Origin of the sequence: Niallia sp. FSL K6-0212, from assembly GCF_038007605.1 — a bacterium.
GTDB classification, from domain to species: Bacteria; Bacillota; Bacilli; order Bacillales; family Cytobacillaceae; genus Niallia; species Niallia circulans.
Genome location: NZ_JBBOXL010000002.1, coordinates 80,818 through 101,124, shown reverse-complemented (window position 1 = coordinate 101,124; position 20,307 = coordinate 80,818). Strand labels below are relative to the sequence as shown.

Here is a 20,307-nt window from a genome sequence, read left to right as displayed (position 1 = left end):
GTGTTTTATTACTGTCCCATATTGCTAGGTCAGTCTACATTCTATCCGGGTTTCTTATTGGATGGTTGTTTTGGAGCTGTTGGAGCTATTGTTACAATTTTATTCAGTGATCCAAATGGAACGGAACGAGTAATTTTAACATCAATCTTAGGTGGATATGTAGGTGAAAATGCAATTATAAAAGTTGAAGAATCACTTCAATCAAAGAAGGAAAGCAGAATAGAGGAAATAAACAGAAAGATAAATCAGGATCTGTAGTGTTTATTTTTTCAACATGATTTCGATATGTTATAATATTTATAACAATAATCGTAGTATAGTGCAGAAGAGCATAGAATATAGTCGAGGTAAGATAGACGAGAGGAGAGAAATCATGAAACTGAATGATATCCTAACGGAAGAAGAAAAAAAACAAGTTAATGATTTAATGGTAGAGTTAGACGATTGTATTACTGAACGCCAAATGGATAAGATAACTAAGGCTATAGAAGAGATTTTTAATGAAGCTAAAAAAAGATATTATGAATCAATAGGTTCAAATAAAGAGCAAGCAGCTGCCTTACAGGAAGATAGAAGGATATTTCATAGAAGATCCCCTAAGCGATTAAGAAAAGTATCATCTTACTGAACAGAGAAGAGATTAATAATCTCTTCTTTTTGTTTTGTTTTTGATAAGTACATAAGTACGATTCTTATGAAAATAAGAAAATAAAAGTGCTTATAGGATAAAGGAACATTAAATTAATGAAAATTAATAACAACTAGACTTTTCGTTATATGGTTGCTATAATTTACCTATATAAATAACGAAGAGGGAATCCCCCTAGATGAAGACATATAAACTGTATGTCTTATTCTAGGGGGATTTTTTTGTTGAAAGGAGAAAAAGCGTCATGGAAAGAGAGAAAAAACTGAAAGAAGGCACATACTGTACGAATGTTTTATTAAGATGGTTAACAACAGATTTATTATTAACTAATAAACGGTTTAAAGGGTATGATCGTAATACCGTTTTAGGTTTAATGCCTATAGGAAAAAATGAAGTTACTATGTCCTTAAAGAACATAGCTAGTGTTTCAACATCAACAAAATTTCATCTAAAGAGATTTTTGTTTGGTCTGTTTTTTACATTCATATTAGGACTTCCTTCTTTTGTTAATGGTGATTTTTTCATAGGATTAGTCCTTATTCTTATCGGTATTGTTCCCTTGTTTAACAGTTATACTTGTTCGTTAAATGTATCGAATAATGGAGGGGTAGCTTTACCTATTGAGATTTCTATACTGGAAAGAGGGAATTTACAAGAATTTGCAAATGCGATTAATGACACAATTGCTGAAGTAGAATAGGGGGCTTAGAAACAAATGTCTCTATCTTCAGAATTAGTTAAAAACGACTTTATTCAATTTCCTACAGATTATACAGATATGGTAATTAGATATGAATTAAGTAAATATGAATATATTGAAATACCCTTTATTAAAAAAAAATGGAGAGTAAAGAATTAGCAGAATTAATTATAGAAAAAAGTAGTAGAGAAGAGAAAAAAACGCTTGTTGAGATGATAAACCGTATTCAAAAAAGAAATAGCTCGACAAAAGGGTATTTGGGGATCCTAGCAGTAGCTTTATCTACCAAAGAGTAATGTTTGAGAAAGTAATCACTTGATTAACAAAGGTTTGATAGAGAGTGAGAAGTAAATGTGTATAGGAAAAGTACTTTTTGGTCTGAATATGGGCATTGTGCTAGCATTACCTCAATTAATCCTAATTTTAATTGATTATTTAAAGTGTTAATACATGAATATGTTGAACAAATTGAAAATTCAAATGGGATAACCCCAAGATTCATAGAGAGACATTCATTTCTATGTATTCTTGGGGTTGTTTTTTGGGGAGGGTTAAAATGAGTAGTAAAAATAAAAGTATCACTTTTCTTTCTGCTATTGGGTTATCCATAGGGTTGATAAATGGACCAATCCATGTTGCTGCAAATGAGAGTGAAAAAGAAATAACAACGATTGATTCGATTGATGAATATAATAAAAATTTGAAAGAACAAATTGTAAAGATGGATAAGGCTATAAATATAACCCAAAATGAATTAGTTTTAAAAAAAAGGCAACTAAATCATTTAAAAACAGCAATAGACTTAAATAAAAAGCAGGTAAAAAAAGTTAAAGATGAACTGGCCGCGAAAGAACATGACTATCGGGAAAAAAAGAAAAGTTCGGTGAATGATTTACCCTTTCTTTCGGATAATTTTGCCGGGATAAATGAAGATATTATTATAAAGAAGAACGTAAAGAACTTTAATTTCGTAGAAGATTTGAACAGAGATTTTACGTATTTAATGGAAAAGCAAACATTACTCAATGAATTTAGCGATTTGAATGAACAATTGCAACAACAACAGGAAGCTTACAGTAAGTTAATAGATGCATTGAAGGAAAAAGAGGATACTTATAAAGAAGAAAAAGAAAAATTAGAATTAAAAAGCAAAACTTTATCAAAGGATAAAGAGATGATTGAAGCCGCTATTACTAATGAAATTGCCAGGGTAAATGGAGAACGATTTGAAAGTGATTTTTACCAAAAAAGCATTACATCATCTAAAGAGGTACCAGAAGAATATATGCCATATTATCTTTATGGTGAACAGACCTATAACATACCATGGTATTACTTAGCGGCTATACATGCTGTAGAAACCTCCTTTTCTACTCATGTTACCATGGAATCCAGTGTTGGAGCCATAGGACCTATGCAATTTATGCCTTCTTCATGGGTAGGATCTAAGTACGATATTGGTGGAGGATTAGTATCTGAAGATATAGACATCACCGATTTAGAAACCATAAAAAGAGGAAACGGGTTTGGAATTGATGCTAATAATGATGGAAAAGCAGACCCATGGAATCCAGCGGACAGCATTGCAAGCGCAGCGTATTACTTAGCCTCTCATGGATTTGAAAATAACAAAAAGAAGGCAATATGGGCCTATAACCATGCAGATTGGTATGTTGATAAAGTTATAAAGTTAGCAGAGAGCTTTAAATTCCAAAAGGACATATCTACAATCGATCTAAATATTAATAAAAGTAGTGGGATTGATGTTACAACAGTAGGATATAAGTGGATAAATAATTCTTATTACGTATTTGGAGGAGGAAGGAGCAAAGAGGATATAAGTAGAGGGTATTTTGATTGTTCTAGCTTTGTTCATTGGGCATTTGAACAAGTTGGAGTAACCTTAGGCAATAGAACCGGAGTGACAACAGACACTCTTAAAGAAATGGGGAATGCGGTTAATTATGAAGCTGCTAAACCAGGAGATCTCGTATTCTTTGATACTTATAAAAAAGATGGGCATGTTGGGATTTATTTAGGAGAAGGGAAATTTATCGGCGCGCAAAGCTCTACCGGAGTTGCAATTGCAGACATGTCTAATGGCTATTGGAATCAAAAGTTTAATGGGAAAATAAAAAGAGTGATGTAATGAGAGGGAGAGGAGAGGGCTTATGCTATATTATTAGCTTAGAAAAGCTATATGAAACTAGTTGGTAATTAGTTAATCACAAAAAATATATGGTATAAATCTCATTATAATAATTAGTTACTAAATTAATGAACTTTCTAATATAAATAGAATCCCATCTTTACCTTTTCAATAACTAATTTCATTTAGGAATATTTTAGAAATGAACCAAAATATTCCTAAAATATGATAAACTATAGATATTTAATTAGTAACATAACAGACCAAAAATTAACTAAAAGAGAGGATATTATGGGACAAGTTAGTGATATAAAAAAGGTGTTTATTAGTTACAGTTGGGATAGTACCGCTCACCAACAATGGGTACTAGAATTAGTATATAAGCTAAGGGACAATGGAGTTGACGCCTCAATAGATATACTCAAAACCCATGAAACAGTTAATTTAAATACCATGATGGTTTCTAATATAAGGGATAATGATTATATCATTATTGTACTGACTGAAAACTATTCAAAAAAAGCTGATGAACTTACTGGGGGGGTTGGCTTTGAAACATTGCTTACAATACCGTTATTATTACAAAATCCTCAAAAGTTAATTTTTATTACTAGATACTCAAACAGCTTTAATGAATCTATTCCATTCCATCTAAACGGTTGGTATATAATAGACTTTTCAGGAGATGTAATGGATAAGCCGTTTAAAGAATTATTACACCGTATAGAAGGTATTCCATTATATGAAGAAAGACCACTTGGTCCGAAACCTAGTTTAGTTCCTCAAAGTAAATTAGATCAAGTACCAAAAACTAAATTTGCAAATATAAAGATTTCTAATGTTAAAAAGGTTACAGATTTAGATAAGGAAATGTTTATTTCAAATAAATTTAAGGAATTAAATATTATTTTGAAAGAGTTACTTTATGAAGTTCAGTCTGTAAATCCAGAATTCAAATTTACAGTTGAAGAGTATCATGAAAAGTATATATATAAAGTGTTTATTAATGGAATTTTAAAAGTATGTTTATCAATATGGTTTACATCCAATCATAAATATTCATCTATAAAAATTGCATATGGCAATAATTTTTATTCTATATTTAATGGGAGTTATAATGAGGCAATAATTTGCGAGGAATCTAATAATAATGAATTAGTTTTAAAAACTACAATGAATCTTAGCAAAAGGAAGAATTACAACGATATGGTTGAATTAGTAGAAAATATTTGGAAGGAATATATTAATATATACATTAGTTTTTAGGCTCCATATGTGGAGCTTTTTTGTTTATTATTTGTAACGAAATTGTAAAATTTTGACGGATTAATTATAATATTACTATAAAAATATTGGGGGAATAGAGATGCAACAGCAATTAATGGATTTAATCACTGTATCAAGTACATATCCTCATACTTCTCCGAAAGATTTAATAACCCTGGATAATATACTAGAAACAATTGATCAACGTTTTCAAATCTACGATGATGAAATTTTGATAATAGAAGGAGAGGACGGAGCTGGAAAGACAAGTTTACTGAAACAATTCTGTGATAAATATCATAACAACGCTATCTCTGTATTTATTCGTCCAACGAGTAAATATGGATATGATCCTCAAATTATTAGGGCTGAGTTATATAATCAAATCTATTGGATACTCCACAAGAAAGAATGTAAAGAATTCGAAGATATAGACCAAGCCCAATTGAATATCTTATTTTTAAGATTCAATAAATTTATTAGGCGTAGTAGTGATTTATTTTATATAGTCATAGATGGTCTAGAAGACATTCCAGAGAGCGAAAACTATATATTAGAAATGATTCTAGGGTTTATTCCATTAGGAAATAGTAAGTCTAAACTCTTAATATCTTCAAATGGAAAAAATAGAATCGCAAACTATTTAAATAGAAATCACATAAATTACAAGTCGAATTTTTTGTCAGGCTTCTCCAAAGAACAGGCATCTAAATATTTCGAGGAATTTGAAATAACAGAAGAACAGGTAGAGGAAATTAGGAAGGTTTGTAAAGGAAAACCAGGGGACCTATATACAGTTAAAAGGACATTATTAAATGGCATTAGTCCAGAAGAATTATTAAATGAAATGCATGATAAATTACCAAATTTGTTTGAGTATGAATGGTTTCATATGGATAAACAAAATGATAAACTGTTAGAATTTTTAGCTATAATAGCTCATGAACCTAAGAATAATAAATTGAGTTTTTTATCAAAACTTTTAGAAGTAACTGAAACTGAAGTTAAAGAACTGTCTAAAATGGTTGATTTTATATATTTTGACTTGGAAAAAAATGAATTCTACTTTGATTCAGAAAGCTATAGAAAATTTGTTGCAAAAAAGCTTGCTCATAAAAAGGATTATGTCGTTAATTTAATTATAAGACATCTCTTACAAGAATCAAACGATGAAAATATTATTCTTTTGCCCTCATACTTAAATGAGGCTGGTAAATTAGATGAATTAATAGATGTATTAACCCCAGAGTTATTTTCTAAATTGCTTAAAAAAACACAAACAATGGGAACTCTGACTAGAATGGCTAATTTAGGTTTGGCAGCCTCTTCACAATTGAGAAAGGATGGGGAGCATTTTCGATTTGGAATACAAAGCTCTTTATTAATGGAAAATTATAATACAAAGATTTGGGGCTCTGAAGTAAAGGCACTAATTAGTCTTAATGAAGAGGATCGGGCTATGGCATTGACACATAGTAATTTGCTCATGGAAGATAGACTACATATGTTGAGTATTATAGCGAGATACAAAAAAGAACAAGGCTTTACACCCGACCCTGAAATATCTCAAGGTATTAAATTTCTTTATGATTCAATTGATTTTAAGAACATAGGAGAGAAGGCATTAAATATAGCAGAGGAGTTAGTTTATACAAATCCTGAGCTTGCTATTTCTTTAATAGAAAAATCAACTGGTAACAATGGTGAAGAAAACGCTCTTGATTTTGCAATAGCAAAATTATCATTAGCTACAATGAGCGGGACAAATAATCATAGTAATAATTTAGAAGTTTTCGAAAGTCTCAATTCTAAAATTAAAGATCCAAGAATGAAATCTTTTTTTGATGATTTTTCAGCATTTATAGCAGATAATTCTGCAAAGGACCTATTGAATCAAGTAAAGAAGTTTGAATCTACTAGTGATCAAATATATATATTGAGTAATTGGTGTGCTGTAACTTCAGTTAAAGAGGACATTGAAGATGTTATTAAATATGCATTGAAAATAACTATTCAAACAACTAGTTATGCTCCTAATGCTGGAGTTTATAGGAAATTATCTACACAGTTACCTTCATTAGGTATTAATAATTCCACCAAAGAGTTAGTAGATTTATTTGAGAGTCAGTTGTATAATATCGAGAAAATAGGACCAACTGAAGATTATATTTTAATTCAATTGAATTTAGCAAAAGTTTTATTTAAATATGATTATGAAGGTTGTACCGAAAAGTTAGTAGATTTATATTTATATTTAGGTGAGTTAGAGGACATTAGTGTACAAACCCAAGGGTATGCTAATCTCTTAAACACATTAAATGATATCGATCATAATTACTCTATTGAAGAAGAACATGGATTACAGACACTGGTTACTATTGATCTAGATAACAAAATAAATGATTTGTTAATGGGTGCCGCCAACCAATTTGAGTGTTTTAGAGGTACAATAAATGCTCTTTCTAAATCTTTTCCTGATAAAACTTTAGACTTAATAAAAAGACTAAATACTTCTTTAACAAGAGAAAAATCATATGTAGAATTTATTAAATCATATGTTAATGAAGAAATGGGGCTGTCCGAAAAGTCCCTAAAATAAGGCAAGAGGAGAAAAAGGCTCGTTTTTCTCCTCTTGCTTTTCTATTCTGTTGTTTTATTTTTGAAAGTAGCTGGCGATGCCCGCTACTTTCAATAGGTTGTGGGCCAATGCCACAATCCCAAACTCGGCATGAACCTTATCGAGCCCCCGCAACGAAAACCTGCGGAACGACCGATTGCCCTTAATATGACCGAACGCACTTTCTACTTCGATTTTCCGTCGAGCGTAGATTGCGGTCTTCTCTTCACATTCAAGGGCTGTTTTCGCTTTGGTTTTCATTTCTTCAAAAATCGTATTCCAGTGAATTTGCCGATTTCCCTTGGCTTTTGTGCACTGGGCCTTCAAGGGACAATCTGTACAGTCTTCGCATTCATAGATTTTGAAACTTTGTTCATAACCGGAGCGATTTTTTTTGGTTTGATATTTTTTAAAGAGAACCTTCCTTCCATTTGGGCAAATAAAATAATCGTCTTGTTCCATATAAGTCCAGTTTTTAGCGTTTTTGATATCATTTTTGAATTTACGTGTTTGTTCATGGAGGTAGGAACCATAAGGAATAAGAAAATCAAAACGTAGCTCTTTTTCTTCTCCTACCGCATAAACATAATTTTCTTCGCTTCCGTAACCTGCATCGGCAATGACGGTTTTAGGCATCGGTAATGATGTAGAGGCGAGCTTTTCCATATGTGGAATAAAACAACGTGTGTCAGTTGGGCGTTGATGAATCGAGTAGAATAGGATAAATTGATTTTCTGTCCCCATTTGAACATTGTATCCTGGTTTTAGCTGACCGTTTTTCATAGGATCTTCTTTCATTCGCATAAAGGTGCCATCTTTGTCCGTTTTTGAATAACTGTTTCGTTCGCCAAAGACTTCGTTCTGTTCCTTATATTTGGCAAGTCGCTCGATGAAATCCTGTCGGATTAACTTCACTGACTTCTTTAATGTACTACGTTCTTTTCGCTTTTCTTTACGGATGTGTGTACAAGATTCTATTTCGATTTCCTCTGTTAACGTTTCTACTTTCTCCTCGAGTTTCTCCGCTACACTTTCTAGAGTAGGTATCGTGTGGTCTTCGTTGAGAAGAACTTCTCCTTGGATCATACCAGCTTCCAATTGGGTTAGTTCCTGAATATGTTGAAGGGTTTCTTGAATTTTTTCTTTTAATTTAGCTTCAAATTTCTCGGTTGATTTCTTCCATACAAAAGTATACTTATTGGCATTGGCCTCGATTTTGGTCCCATCCAAAAAGTAGTTTTCCATTGTGATGTAGTTTTCTTCTATTAGTTTTAGAATCATCACTTCAAATAGCTCGTCTATCAAAACATTCAACCGTACTCCTCTAAACTCATTAATGGTACGGAAATCAGGTTGTTGCATCGCAGCTAGCCACATCGCTGGGATGTTTTCTGTAATCAGCTTTTCGATCCCACGGCAAGAATAAATTTTTTGAGAATAGCCAAATAGAATGATTTTAAGCATCATTTTAGGATGATAAGAGCTTCGTCCTCCACCTTTATAATGGGAGAATAGAATTTTGTCCGAAACAGCCTCTACCATTTCATCTATCACACGGGCCACATGATGAGCTGGAATGAAGGATTCTAAATCAAAAATTGCTTGGATTTGACGGTTGTTGTAAGGTTTGAACGTTGGGGATAATTGCCTTTTATTGTTTTTTTTCTCCATCTCATTCCCTTCTAGAACTGGAAGTAATGTCATTTGCGTGTTATAATTTTCAGTAGTAATCATTTGATTGCACAAAAAAATCATCCTTTCTTTTAATGTTGTGTGGTAACTTCATTTTACTAAAAAGGATGTTTTTTTTGTGCATTTTTTTAGAAAAAGGATAAAAAAAGGGGTCCGAAAAATTAGCTTTTACTCACTTTTCGGACAACCCCTTGAGGATATCCTTGATAATAATATAAGTGATATCGACTTGTTTAGCGAGGCATTACTTATAATTATAGAAACTTTATACTTTTCGGAGAAAGAATATGAAGAAGAATATATAAAAAAATTTCTAAATGTTTTCAATAAAGTCAGAGAAATAGCTGAACCCACGTCTAGATGTAAGGGCTTGTGTTTAACATATCTTCTAATTAAAAATATAGATAGCCTAGCCTCATTAAAAGACTCAATTTTAAGTAATATACTAAAATCATGGGAATCCATAGATATTGGATGGAGAAAAGTAAATATTGGATTTAATATTATTGAAGCACTTTCCACTGGTTCAATAGAATTTTCACGAGAATTATTGAGGAAGATTGAAGAATTTCGTAATGATATTTCATTCTATGATCCTCATATCTCTTGGTCTTATTTAGGTGTTTTAAGACTCGCTATTAGAGCATTTAATGGTTTACTTACTAACGAAATCAATAGTGACCGTGATATGGAACATATTTCTACTCTAATTGAAATGGTACCGTCAAATGGAGAAAAGGCAATTCTTTGGAATGAATTAGCACAAAGATTGTTCTTAAATGGTAAAATTGCCGATAGCAAAAGGCTAGTTTTTGAAAAAATTAAGCCATGTATTAACAAGATTTCAGATTCTGACTACCGATATAAAGTTTATGTACTTACAAAGGTTGCACCAGCTTTATTCATTGCACATAAAAGTACCGCTTTTGAATTATTAGAAACAATGCCAATAGTTGAGAGAGACTTTGCTTATTATCATACTGCTCAATTTTTATTCACTAAAACTCCTCCTTCTGATCCTTATGATTCTTCACCAGGTAAAGGTTTTGATGTGAATTATGAAGATGTAGTAGATTTGTGTGAAATAATTGAAAAAACCAAACTAGATAGTATAATTTTTTCAATTATTAGAGATATAGCTGATAGCATACATCAAAATAGACGATTTACTGTTGAGCAGAAGTATGATATTGTAAAAAAATTAGAGGGCTTAATTAACAAAAAACTACCAAGTACAGAAGATATTAAACATGAAGGCTATAAGATTGTTAGTCTTGCACAGATATTAAAAATAAAACCTTCTGTTAAAATGCAAGAATGGCTAGATTTAATATCACAAGCGAGAAAAATTCCTAACAAATCTGATAAAGTTTATGTCCTGACATTGGTAATAACAAATCTACCTAAAAGTAAAACAGAAAAAATTACTGAAATAATAGATGAAATAGATGAGATGGTTGAAACACTTCCTACAATATCTGACAAAATAACACAATATGAAGCATTAGCTAATAATCTAGTAAAAATAGATCAAGTGAGAAGTAAAGGTTTCATAAGAAAAGCAATGGATTTATCCTTATCAAAGGACAATGAGAGTAATGAATTTACCTTGCAGAAGCGATTAATTGATTTTGCTCACAAGATAGACCCAGAATTTGCCCAAAGTTTAGTATCTATAAATGATAAAGATCCAGCAAGGCAGAGAATAAAGCATGAACTTGAAGAAGAGATTCAAATGCTAGAATTGAAAAAAAGGATGTTAGATATTAATGATGATAATAGTAAAGAAACAAATGTAAGTGAACAATATATACAGGCATCATGGAAATTATTAGCTGGTCTACACTCTGGCAGAGTAGGTACAATCCATGTTGAAGATGCTCGAGAATATATTGATGTTTGTTCAAGTTTACCATTAATGGAAGCATATCCTATATATAGTTGGCTTATAGAAAATTTAAATTATAGATTTAAACAGAACAAAAATAGAGCTTCGGAATATATTAGACCAATATTTGAGTCTGTATTATTAGGAGCGGATTTATCTATAATTATGTCAGGAAATAATAAAAACCAAATTAACCGAACTCAAAATAATGTTGTATCTAACTCGAATTCGAGTATATTAATTAAATCAGGAGACAGAGAAAAAGCTATAAGCTACTTAAAAGAATGGTTTGAAAACAATGCAGAAACCTATGTAAAGATTTGTGATCCTTTCTTTAGTCCTGATGATTTAAAAATTCTACAAATATTTAGAGATATTAAACCAAATATAAAGTTTGCTATTTTAACTAGTGTTAAAAATCAAAGACAAGAAAATATCAAAGGTAATTATGAAGAAGAGTATATGAATTTTTGGAGATTAAATATATCAGATCAGGATCCTCCAGAAGTAGACATAACTATTGTAGGGAAAAAATCAGATGGAGAGTTACCAATCCATGATAGATGGATTTTTACTAAGGAAAATGGTTTAAGGATGGGCACATCTTATAAATCACTTGGTCTAAAGAAGGATTCTGAGATTTCTATAATTGAAAGTAATGAAAAAAGTTTATTGGAGGAAGATGTAGATAAATATTTAAATATGGCAATTAGGGAATATGATGGTGAAAGATTGATTTATAGTACTTTTCCATTATAAATTATCCACTAAATGAAGTAAGAGTTTTAATATCTGAAATAACTCTTACTTCATTTTATACATATATAAATTACATATTAAAAGATATAACTAAATAAATTTTTGGATTATTTATAAAAAGGTAATAGTAAATAGAGGCGATAATATAACTATTCGTATAATACAAATTTTACGAATAGATGTTGTTAGTAGAATGTTTGTTTGGTATAATAAAAGGACTAGAAATGAAGTTCTAGTCCTTTTACATAACGTTCTAAGAGCCATAATAATAAATTGGATTAATTTTCATCGTATCTTGATACGAGTACTCTCTTAATCCTATATTATATTAACCGTATCTCGATACGGGGCTATAATGTTCTTATACTATACAATTTTATTGTGTTTTTGTCAATTATCATATACCTAGGAGGAATAAAAAGTTGTCGCTATCCCCACCTCTTAAAACCGAATTAATGAATATATTTTTTGATGAAAGTGGTCAAGATTCTGATAAACCCTCTACAATGGGTGGCCTCCTAATTCCCAGCTCCGTTTATAAAACAGCAGAAATGATGGAATTAAATAGAAGATTAGAATCCAGAGAACTTAAATTACACTGGACAGAATATACAGGTCATAGCGGGCTTAAAGATAATATTATAGAGGCTATTATTATTTTTTCTAAGATAGCTAGATTTACTAGGATGAATGTTATTAATTACAATCGTTCTACATTAGATTGGAGGTATAAACTGTCGGGAGATCCTGCAAGTGGTAAATTAGAGAAAAGAGAACGCCAAAGACAGTTGAATTATGCCACTTTAATGGTGTATACGAAGATTCCTGAACGGATTTTTTACGGTTTATTAAGGAACTTCGGGAAAGACGTGTACATAAAAACAGATATATATATAGAAAAAGAAGGTAAATATGAGAAGTATGATTTAGAAAAAAGACTCAGAGAAAATTTAAATACTCAATCTTTATACAGAGCTGAGCAATTTTGGGTTACTGATTGTCAGATGGTGAGTAAAGGAGAAATGATTGGGGTGGAGTTAGTAGATCTCTTATTAGGAATAATACGTTTAATAATAAATAATAAACCAATTCCACCTGGTCTTTCATTAGAAGAATATTCTACATTAAAAATTAAAGGACTCTATATGAAGACTAAATTGGTAATTGAATTGCTTAAAATACCTTCTTTTTATAACTTTATCAGTGGTATTAAATATTTTGAATGGGATAGTCATAAGGAACTAGCAGAAGTAACATTTAAAGATTATTTAGATTTATTTATGGCTAATCATTATAGAGAATTTCTCTAAATAAGGAGCGAGACTAGTGGGACATTTGCTAAATTGCACAAATTATGAATCGGTTTTTAAATCGATCAAAACTATTTTTGGGGTTTCTCATAATAGTTTAATTGATTTTATCAAGTTAAATGAATATAGAATTAAACTAAGAAGAGATTTTGGATATCCTATTTTTGAACGATTTGAAATAAGTGAAATCAAAGATTATTTCAAAATTGATGTATTTAATTACGATGAAATTATAGTACATCACGCAGCTTCACTTTTAGAAAATAGCACTCATTTAGAACAAGGCATTTATAATCTTAAGAGACTTGCTGAGACTCATAATTCATTTAAATTATTTTTAAGTAATTATGGAATAACATATGATACTGACCGAGTTGGAACACCTTATTTCGCTTATAATGGAAACAAAGTAACCTCACCTTATCTAGAAAGCAGGTTTAAAAAAGATCGATGTATTAATGGATTCTTATTTAGTTATTCCGTATTAGAGGATACTAATATTAAGGATTTAAAATATTGTCCAGAAATTGTTGCTCACCTTGGTAGAGAAATAGGAATCGATTTACGCAGAGAATGGATTGAACAGTCAAATCCATGTAGCGTTTCATTTAAAGTAAAACTAAGAGAAATAGATAATAGTACTTTGAATACTAGTGTTGCAGATAATAAAGCTAAACAGGAATATTTTATTAAACTTGCTATTGAATATCTAATTATTGATGAAGTAATGATATATCAATATCCGAAAGATAATCCTATGGTGTTTTTAAAAGAAGAAATTCAAATCAGTCCTGAAAGAATTGTAAATATAGTCCCTCTGTCTGAATTGGAGAGTTTTTAATTAATTATAAGGAGGTTATTATGAGCAAAACTAACTGGCATGAAGCTTCTGGAAAGTCAATTTCTGCTGATGAATGGTTTATAAAATTTAGAGACGATATACCAATTTGTAAAGTATGTAATAGTTCATTAACTTTTGTTGCAACTGCAAGAAATCAAAGAACAACACATTTTAGACATCCAGATAATTCAAATTGTCCCACTGTTAAATTTAACAGTAAATTATATGAAAATTTTAGACCAAAAGAGAAGGATTATCAAAATGCAAGAAAATTAAAAGAATGGGTTATAGATAATCCATATCTATTATTTAGGCAAATGTGGAAAATACTTGGTGGATCTATAAGATACTCTGAGTTTACTGATATTCTAACAGCAGCTAATAAAAGGCAAATATGGTATTATGTTGGTCTAGAAGTAGAAATGCTCCCCTATACATTATTGGTTAATTATGGATTATTTCCGAAATTGAAAGATCGAACTGGTAGAGAACGTGAAATGTATATGGCTTTTGAGTCTAATCTATCTTCTTACGAAGAAATATGGAATAAACCAAGTTCTGAAGCAAAATATATTTTTAGAATATATCGGGATACCTCATCTACTAATGAATATGAGTTGGTGAGAATTGGAGATATTATGTTACCTGAAAATTTAACAACACCAGATTTTATGGATTATTATCTAAAAAAAGCAAATTTGATATAAATAATTGTTCGTAAAGATCGTATTATACGAACAAATGTTCTTGTTTGGAGGTGAGCCGAATGGCTATAACAAAACAACATGAATATTATGAAAGGCGACTAGAGGAACTTCTAAAGGAAATGCCAGACTTTATAAATGAATATGTAGAAGCCAAAATGGATAATCGCTCCCCTCTTACCCTATTCAATTATGTTAGAGATTATAAGGAGTTTTTATCTTGGTTAATGGCAGATGAAAGGGTCAAATGGTCTAGTTTGAAAACATTTCCAGTTAGCTTGTTAGGATCCCTTCCCCTATCAGATGCACAAGATTACTTTAAATATGTCAGTCGTAAAAAGTACGAAAAAGCAAATGAATCACATAAAATAAGTTCAAAAACGGTTAATAGGCATAAGTCCTCCCTTCGTTCGCTTTTCAATTATTTAACGATTGAAGCAGAAGTTTCAGGAACACAAGGTGAACCTTACTTTCATCGAAATGTAATGAAAAAAATTCCTATCAAGAAAGTTTCGGAAACTTTTAATGAAAGAGCACGAAAGATTTCGGAGAAAATTTTTATAGGAAATGAAGATCTCAATTTTTTAGAGTATATAAAAAATGAATATGAAAACACTCTTTCCCCTTCAGAATTAAAGTTCTTTAATCGTGACAAGGAACGAAATTTTGCTATCATTTCATTATTTTTGGGTAGCGGAATTAGAGTAAATGAACTGATAGAATTACGCCTTAAAGATATAGATAGTAAAAATAACGAAATAAGTATTATTAGAAAAGGCGGTAAGAAAGATACTATTCCAGTTACTCCTTCTTCTATGTTAGATGTATTAGATTATCTATCTATAAGAAATGAAAGATATAAAGCAGGAAATGAGGAAAGTCAGTTTCTATTTGTGAAACAATATAAGGGAGATACACTCCCTCTTACTGCACGTGCTGTTGAGAATATAGTTTATAAGTATACCAAATCATTTGATAAACGAATGGCCCCCCATAAATTAAGACATACTTACGCTACTAATTTAGCAGAACAAACAGGAGGAGACATTCCGCTTATTATGAACCAATTGGGTCATACACAATCTGACATTTCCTTGCTTTATATCAATACATCTAGAGAAAAAGCTAAGCTTGCTGCAGAGTTATTAGATCAGAGAAGAAAAAAATAGAATAAAGCATAAATCTTAATTATTTGTTGTTTTGCAAAGAATAGCTAAATATGATGAACATAATTTGTGTTTTGTAAGTAAAAAATGGAAGTATCAGTTTACATGCTGCTACTTCCATTTATATTTTTAGCTATGTATAAATTCGTTAATCAATTTCTCTCTGTAACTCCTCAATCAATTGACTTGTTTCTTCAAAAAGATTTAATAACTCATTAATTATAGGTTTTACTTCTTCTGCATTTAGTTCATTATCCTGATGATCGTTCATAAAGCTTTCGGTTATATTCACATAATCAAAAGAACCAATTATTCTATCTCTAACACTACTATCTAATAAAATAAAAAATTCACTAGAAAACAATTCCAGGGCAAGCTTTTTATATGTGTGTACAGCATACTCGTGTAAGTCAATTAATAGAAAGGATAAATCTTGATCCTCTTCAATTACACTACGTTTATATTTCTGCTGATATGAGAAATAAAAAACGGATAATATATAGCGTATTTTATAGAGTTCTTTTAAATGTACTGTACCAAATTTCTTTTTCTCTTTTAATCCTAGTTCAAATGATAATCCCAAAAAGCTTATAGTAGTACTTTGGATTCTTAGTGATGATAGAGTTTCTTTCACACTCATTATAATTTTCAACTCCTTTCTTGTAATGTGATAGATGCTTTTTTAGTTTCAATTTTGAATTTCATAGAATTCTCGAGGTCTTCCTATTTTGTTCACTTATATTTATACCCTACCGTTAAAGCTGCATCAAGAGCTTACACCGTTTAAATATCAAGAACATTTTAAAATCGACGATAATAATAGTAGATAAGAAAGGGGATTGTAAATTATAATGAGTTGGCCGTTTAGTAAAGAAAGATTATTTTTATATCTTTCATATGTTATATATAGTTTTATAGTTATCTATGCTATTACATACATATATCCAAATTACTTTAGTGAAACGATAGTTATATTCCTTGCTGTAATGTTTTTCAGTTATGGTGCATACTTGATATCCCGCTTAACTGGTGTTTATAAAAAGGTGCAGGAAATCGAGGGGGAAATTTATCGACAAGAAATTAAGAAAGCATATGCTCATTTCTACTCAGAAAAAAAGAGCGATATTAGGAATTCTGCTTCTTCAAAGGAAACGAAAGTGGAAAAAGAGGAATGGATAGAATTCGAGAAGGCTCAATGGTCTTGGAAAGGGAAAACCAACCGTGAATTAACAGCTGCAGAGAGGTATTTCAAAACTGAAAATAGTTTAAGACGGATAAATACTTTCGATAGGATTATAAATCTCATTTCTTCTCATTGTTACGGATTCTTTATTTTAGTTAATCCTCTCTATGCTTTTCTAACAACTATTCCAGTAGTTATTATTTCATTAGTACTATTTTTAATCTACAGAAAACTAAGAAAAAAATTACAGGAATTGTATATTGAAGTATACCCCGAAAATGTACGAGAGACATTGGAGAGTCTTGGTATAAAATAAAATCCCCCTTTAAGGGGGGATTAGGCTCTATGCCCACCAACCAATTTGGAACGGTGTACAGCTGTCCCTCCTGGAGTATAGGAGACTGCCCTTAGTAAAGAGGTGGGGCCAAATTTATTTCTTAATTCGTCTACTACATAACCTATTTTTCGTTTTTTCCAACTATTAGTATCAAAAAGATCCAATTGCACTTCGTAATCATCTACGAGTTTGGACAAACTAACAGATATTTGTCTAACAATTTGTCCGCGATAATTTTCTCTCATAATATCCAAACATACCTTATATATATCCATGGTTGCATTAGTAGGATTTTCGATTGTTCTTGACCGATTAAATCCCCCACCATACTCATCTCGACTATATCCTAACCCAAAACTTATAGTGCGAACCGCATGATGATTTTTTCTTGCTCTTTTACATACCTCTTCGCACATTTCTAATACTACAGTTTCTATCTCTCTTCTTTCCTTGTAATCCCGAAGTAATATTTGACTTTTACCGTAACTGACTTGTCCAGCCATAATTGGTGAACCAATTTCGGATAAATCTATTCCCCAAGCATGATGAAACAATTGGTTTCCCAATATTCCAAACTTATTTTCCAGTAATTTTAAATCGTATCTAGCAAGTTGCCCTATAGAAAATATCCCCATACTGTTTAATGTTTTTTCAGTTCGCTTACCAATCCCCCACATTTCACTTAATGGTGATATTGGCCATAATTTCATTTGTACATCATTGAAAGTCCAAGTTGCAATACCACTATCCACCTTTTTAGCTTCTAAATCTAGACACAGTTTTGCCATAAGCATATTTGGACCGATTCCTACTGTACAGGGGAGTCCGAAATCACTGTAAATATCATATTGAATTTGTTTAGCTATTTCTTCTGGAGTGCCCCATTTATCAGAAGGGCCAAGTTCTAAAAAGCTTTCATCGATGGAGTAAACATGTACTTTATTAGGAGGTACATATCTATAAAATAACTTAATAATTTCTGTAGATACGCGGACAAATAAGGACATCGATGGATCCACTACAACAATACGAGGATCTTTTGGAATTTCAAACTTCCGAGAACCCGTTTTTATCTTAAAATCTCTTTTCATAGCAGGAGAGGCAGCAAGTACTACACTCCCCTCCCTCTCCATATTCCCTACTACAGCTAAGTGACAAGTAAGAGGGTCGAGACCTAATAATACAGCTGATACTGATGCATAAAATGACTTCATATCAACGGCTAGTATGTTTTTATGAGGAAACTGAGAGTAGTCGAACATAAACAATCACCTATTTTGTTATTTTACTTATCATTGAAAAAGGTAAATATAAAATTTCTTCTGTTGTATCTTTAACTAATCGAAAATGCTTGTTGTTGTAATCAATGAATATGGTTTTCCCTGTTATGATTGTCTCGCCTAATGCTAGGTGGTCAAAAACATAAAAAGAAACCGAAGAATTAGTTTCCATTGCATTATAAATTGTTTCTTCTTCAAGAAAAGAATAAGTCATTACTATCTCCTCCAATTAATATAAAAATTATATAAGAACTTATGTTCGATTACAATGTTATTTTCTTACTGGAATGTGTGATTTATACTATCGAATTTCAAATAATTGATATGATGAAATGAGAAAATGGAAGAAGAAGGTGAAATAAAAATACCTGTTATTGGAGAATTTAATTGAAGATGAATAGAGAATGTTAGAGGATTATCTATCTGTGATTTTAGATCCTAACGGATTGAAATTTTTGTAGTAAGGGTATATTATAATATATAAGAATTAAACTAAAAAAACCAAGGAGCTACAACTCCTTGGACAACTACTTACGAGTGGTATGCTAAATAGTTATTTAGAAGACCCACCCTTTTGCTTCCTACGGCGCGGGGCGGGTTTTCGTTTGTTCTTCTTTTTGCTTGCAAAGCGATTTGCATAGCCTGCAGCAAGAGTAGTAAAAAAGATTTTTGCTACATCTTTGAGTAAGTCCAATACGAAATCCATTTGTATGTCACCTCCTTTCCCTCTTAGACAGGAAAAGAGTGCATACCACCCGCACCTATGTAGTTGTATCACCATTATATCACACCATTTTTTCATTAGGACAAACAAAAACCCCTTACATTGTGTAAAGGGTGTTAAATGATAAATTTTTGAAAGCTAGCACTTCTCATAAAACCTTTAGAAGTTAAACATTGATATTTAATTTCGCCCTTTAGAAGAGGGTCTAAATAAACAAAGTTCTTATCTTCTCCGATAATTAATTGTTTTGAAATTTTATAAAAGGCTTCCCTTTCCTTTTTGGGGACAAATTCCACAATTCCTCTTGATTGGTTCCCTTCTTTTATCAACCATCCAAAAGAGTATTTTTTATATCCATAAATATTTCCTATTAAGAATTTGTAATTTTTGATTTTTTGGAAAGCGAAGGTTCGACTATCTAATATATATTTAGATGAGAGTTTTTTACTTACTATCCCTTCTAATCCTAGCTCCTTCACTTTATTAAATAAGGTTAGTCCATCGTTAAATGAGGTAGCTGCTGAAATTAGATGGTCATTATCAATAATCGAACTTAAGATATCTAATCTCTTTTCTAGGGGATCATGTATTGTAGATACTCCATTAAGGAAAAGAATATCAAATGCAACGAAGTGTACGGGGATAACTTTCGCTAGAGAAACAATTTTATCTCTTTGAGACGCTTGAAATCGTGCCATTAGGCATTCGAAATTTGGTTTGGGTATTTCACCATTCTTATCAAGAACAATCATTTCTCCGTCCAATATACATGTTTGGACAGGCAAGTTTAAATTAAGTAATTCAATGTACTTTAATGTAACATCATTTCCATGTCTGGTGTAGATAGTGATTTTCCCATGATCGTAATGGAATAAAGCTCTATGTCCGTCAAATTTCAACTGATGTATATAATTTGAATCAGTTGATATAACCTCAGATGGTTGTAATAACATTGGTTTTAAAGGAGTGTTTAACACAGATTTTTCACCTCTTCTAATATCATAACAGAGACAGATTGGTCGATAAATAAAACGTTATTGTT

The 20,307-nt window shown here is 31.2% G+C and carries 19 protein-coding genes; 13 read left to right on the top strand and 6 right to left on the bottom strand.

Annotated elements, in window-relative coordinates; all coding sequences use genetic code 11:
• From MHH96_RS24165 to MHH96_RS24135, 7 genes are all read left to right on the top strand, one after another.
• Positions 1–258, top strand: a complete 258-nt coding sequence (locus tag MHH96_RS24165; RefSeq protein ID WP_341118214.1) for a DUF4257 domain-containing protein — start codon at positions 1–3, stop codon at positions 256–258.
• Positions 259–373: 115 nt separating this feature from the next.
• Entirely contained in the window at positions 374–628 is a 255-nt protein-coding gene (locus MHH96_RS24160) for a hypothetical protein (RefSeq protein WP_341118213.1), read from the top strand.
• A 265-nt stretch (positions 629–893) separates the two neighbouring features.
• The gene (locus tag MHH96_RS24155) at positions 894–1,349 is read left to right on the top strand and encodes a hypothetical protein (RefSeq protein ID WP_152112338.1); all 456 of its coding nucleotides are present in this window, start codon (positions 894–896) and stop codon (positions 1,347–1,349) included.
• Positions 1,350–1,364: 15 nt separating this feature from the next.
• A complete protein-coding gene (locus tag MHH96_RS24150) occupies positions 1,365–1,508 on the top strand; it encodes a hypothetical protein (RefSeq protein WP_341118212.1) in 144 nt (47 codons plus the stop codon).
• Positions 1,509–1,905: 397 nt separating this feature from the next.
• A complete protein-coding gene (locus MHH96_RS24145) occupies positions 1,906–3,498 on the top strand; it encodes an NlpC/P60 family protein (RefSeq protein ID WP_341118210.1) in 1,593 nt (530 codons plus the stop codon).
• Positions 3,499–3,789: 291 nt separating this feature from the next.
• Complete coding sequence (locus MHH96_RS24140; RefSeq protein ID WP_341118208.1) at positions 3,790–4,764, top strand: toll/interleukin-1 receptor domain-containing protein; 975 nt, start codon at positions 3,790–3,792, stop codon at positions 4,762–4,764.
• Positions 4,765–4,864: 100 nt separating this feature from the next.
• The gene (locus tag MHH96_RS24135; protein ID WP_341118206.1) at positions 4,865–7,363 is read left to right on the top strand and encodes an ATP-binding protein; all 2,499 of its coding nucleotides are present in this window, start codon (positions 4,865–4,867) and stop codon (positions 7,361–7,363) included.
• A gap of 54 nt (positions 7,364–7,417) precedes the next feature.
• Here the strand turns inward: MHH96_RS24135 and MHH96_RS24130 are convergent, their stop codons facing one another.
• Complete coding sequence (locus tag MHH96_RS24130) at positions 7,418–9,052, bottom strand: IS1182 family transposase (RefSeq protein WP_341118204.1); 1,635 nt, start codon at positions 9,050–9,052, stop codon at positions 7,418–7,420.
• A gap of 139 nt (positions 9,053–9,191) precedes the next feature.
• On the opposite strand from MHH96_RS24130, the gene MHH96_RS24125 reads away from it, so the two are divergent.
• From MHH96_RS24125 to xerS, 5 genes are all read left to right on the top strand, one after another.
• Positions 9,192–11,720 (top strand): hypothetical protein, encoded by a 2,529-nt coding sequence (locus MHH96_RS24125; RefSeq protein WP_341118203.1) that lies wholly within the window; start codon positions 9,192–9,194, stop codon positions 11,718–11,720.
• A gap of 422 nt (positions 11,721–12,142) precedes the next feature.
• Positions 12,143–13,030 carry a DUF3800 domain-containing protein gene (locus tag MHH96_RS24120; RefSeq protein ID WP_341118202.1) on the top strand — a complete coding sequence of 296 codons (888 nt, stop codon included), beginning with the start codon at positions 12,143–12,145 and terminating at the stop codon, positions 13,028–13,030.
• A gap of 16 nt (positions 13,031–13,046) precedes the next feature.
• Positions 13,047–13,871 (top strand): hypothetical protein, encoded by an 825-nt coding sequence (locus tag MHH96_RS24115; protein WP_341118201.1) that lies wholly within the window; start codon positions 13,047–13,049, stop codon positions 13,869–13,871.
• Between the two features lie 20 nt (positions 13,872–13,891).
• Positions 13,892–14,578: a hypothetical protein gene (locus MHH96_RS24110; RefSeq protein ID WP_341118199.1), complete on the top strand. Its 687-nt coding sequence runs from the start codon at positions 13,892–13,894 to the stop codon at positions 14,576–14,578.
• Positions 14,579–14,637: 59 nt separating this feature from the next.
• Complete coding sequence (gene xerS / locus MHH96_RS24105; protein WP_341118197.1) at positions 14,638–15,744, top strand: tyrosine recombinase XerS; 1,107 nt, start codon at positions 14,638–14,640, stop codon at positions 15,742–15,744.
• Positions 15,745–15,889: 145 nt separating this feature from the next.
• On the opposite strand, the gene MHH96_RS24100 is transcribed toward xerS, so the two are convergent.
• On the bottom strand, positions 15,890–16,381 hold the full coding sequence (locus MHH96_RS24100) for a hypothetical protein (RefSeq protein WP_171510449.1): 492 nt from the start codon (positions 16,379–16,381) through the stop codon (positions 15,890–15,892).
• 211 nt (positions 16,382–16,592) lie between these two features.
• On the opposite strand from MHH96_RS24100, the gene MHH96_RS24095 reads away from it, so the two are divergent.
• The gene (locus MHH96_RS24095) at positions 16,593–17,240 is read left to right on the top strand and encodes a hypothetical protein (RefSeq protein WP_341118195.1); all 648 of its coding nucleotides are present in this window, start codon (positions 16,593–16,595) and stop codon (positions 17,238–17,240) included.
• 20 nt (positions 17,241–17,260) lie between these two features.
• Here the strand turns inward: MHH96_RS24095 and MHH96_RS24090 are convergent, their stop codons facing one another.
• From MHH96_RS24090 to MHH96_RS24075, 4 genes are all read right to left on the bottom strand, one after another.
• A complete protein-coding gene (locus MHH96_RS24090; protein ID WP_144545509.1) occupies positions 17,261–18,523 on the bottom strand; it encodes a Y-family DNA polymerase in 1,263 nt (420 codons plus the stop codon).
• 10 nt (positions 18,524–18,533) lie between these two features.
• The gene (locus MHH96_RS24085) at positions 18,534–18,755 is read right to left on the bottom strand and encodes a hypothetical protein (RefSeq protein ID WP_016204233.1); all 222 of its coding nucleotides are present in this window, start codon (positions 18,753–18,755) and stop codon (positions 18,534–18,536) included.
• A gap of 339 nt (positions 18,756–19,094) precedes the next feature.
• On the bottom strand, positions 19,095–19,247 hold the full coding sequence (locus MHH96_RS24080; RefSeq protein ID WP_162837595.1) for a hypothetical protein: 153 nt from the start codon (positions 19,245–19,247) through the stop codon (positions 19,095–19,097).
• 134 nt (positions 19,248–19,381) lie between these two features.
• The gene (locus MHH96_RS24075) at positions 19,382–20,242 is read right to left on the bottom strand and encodes an ATP-dependent DNA ligase (protein ID WP_053215800.1); all 861 of its coding nucleotides are present in this window, start codon (positions 20,240–20,242) and stop codon (positions 19,382–19,384) included.
• Positions 20,243–20,307: the final 65 nt, after the last annotated feature.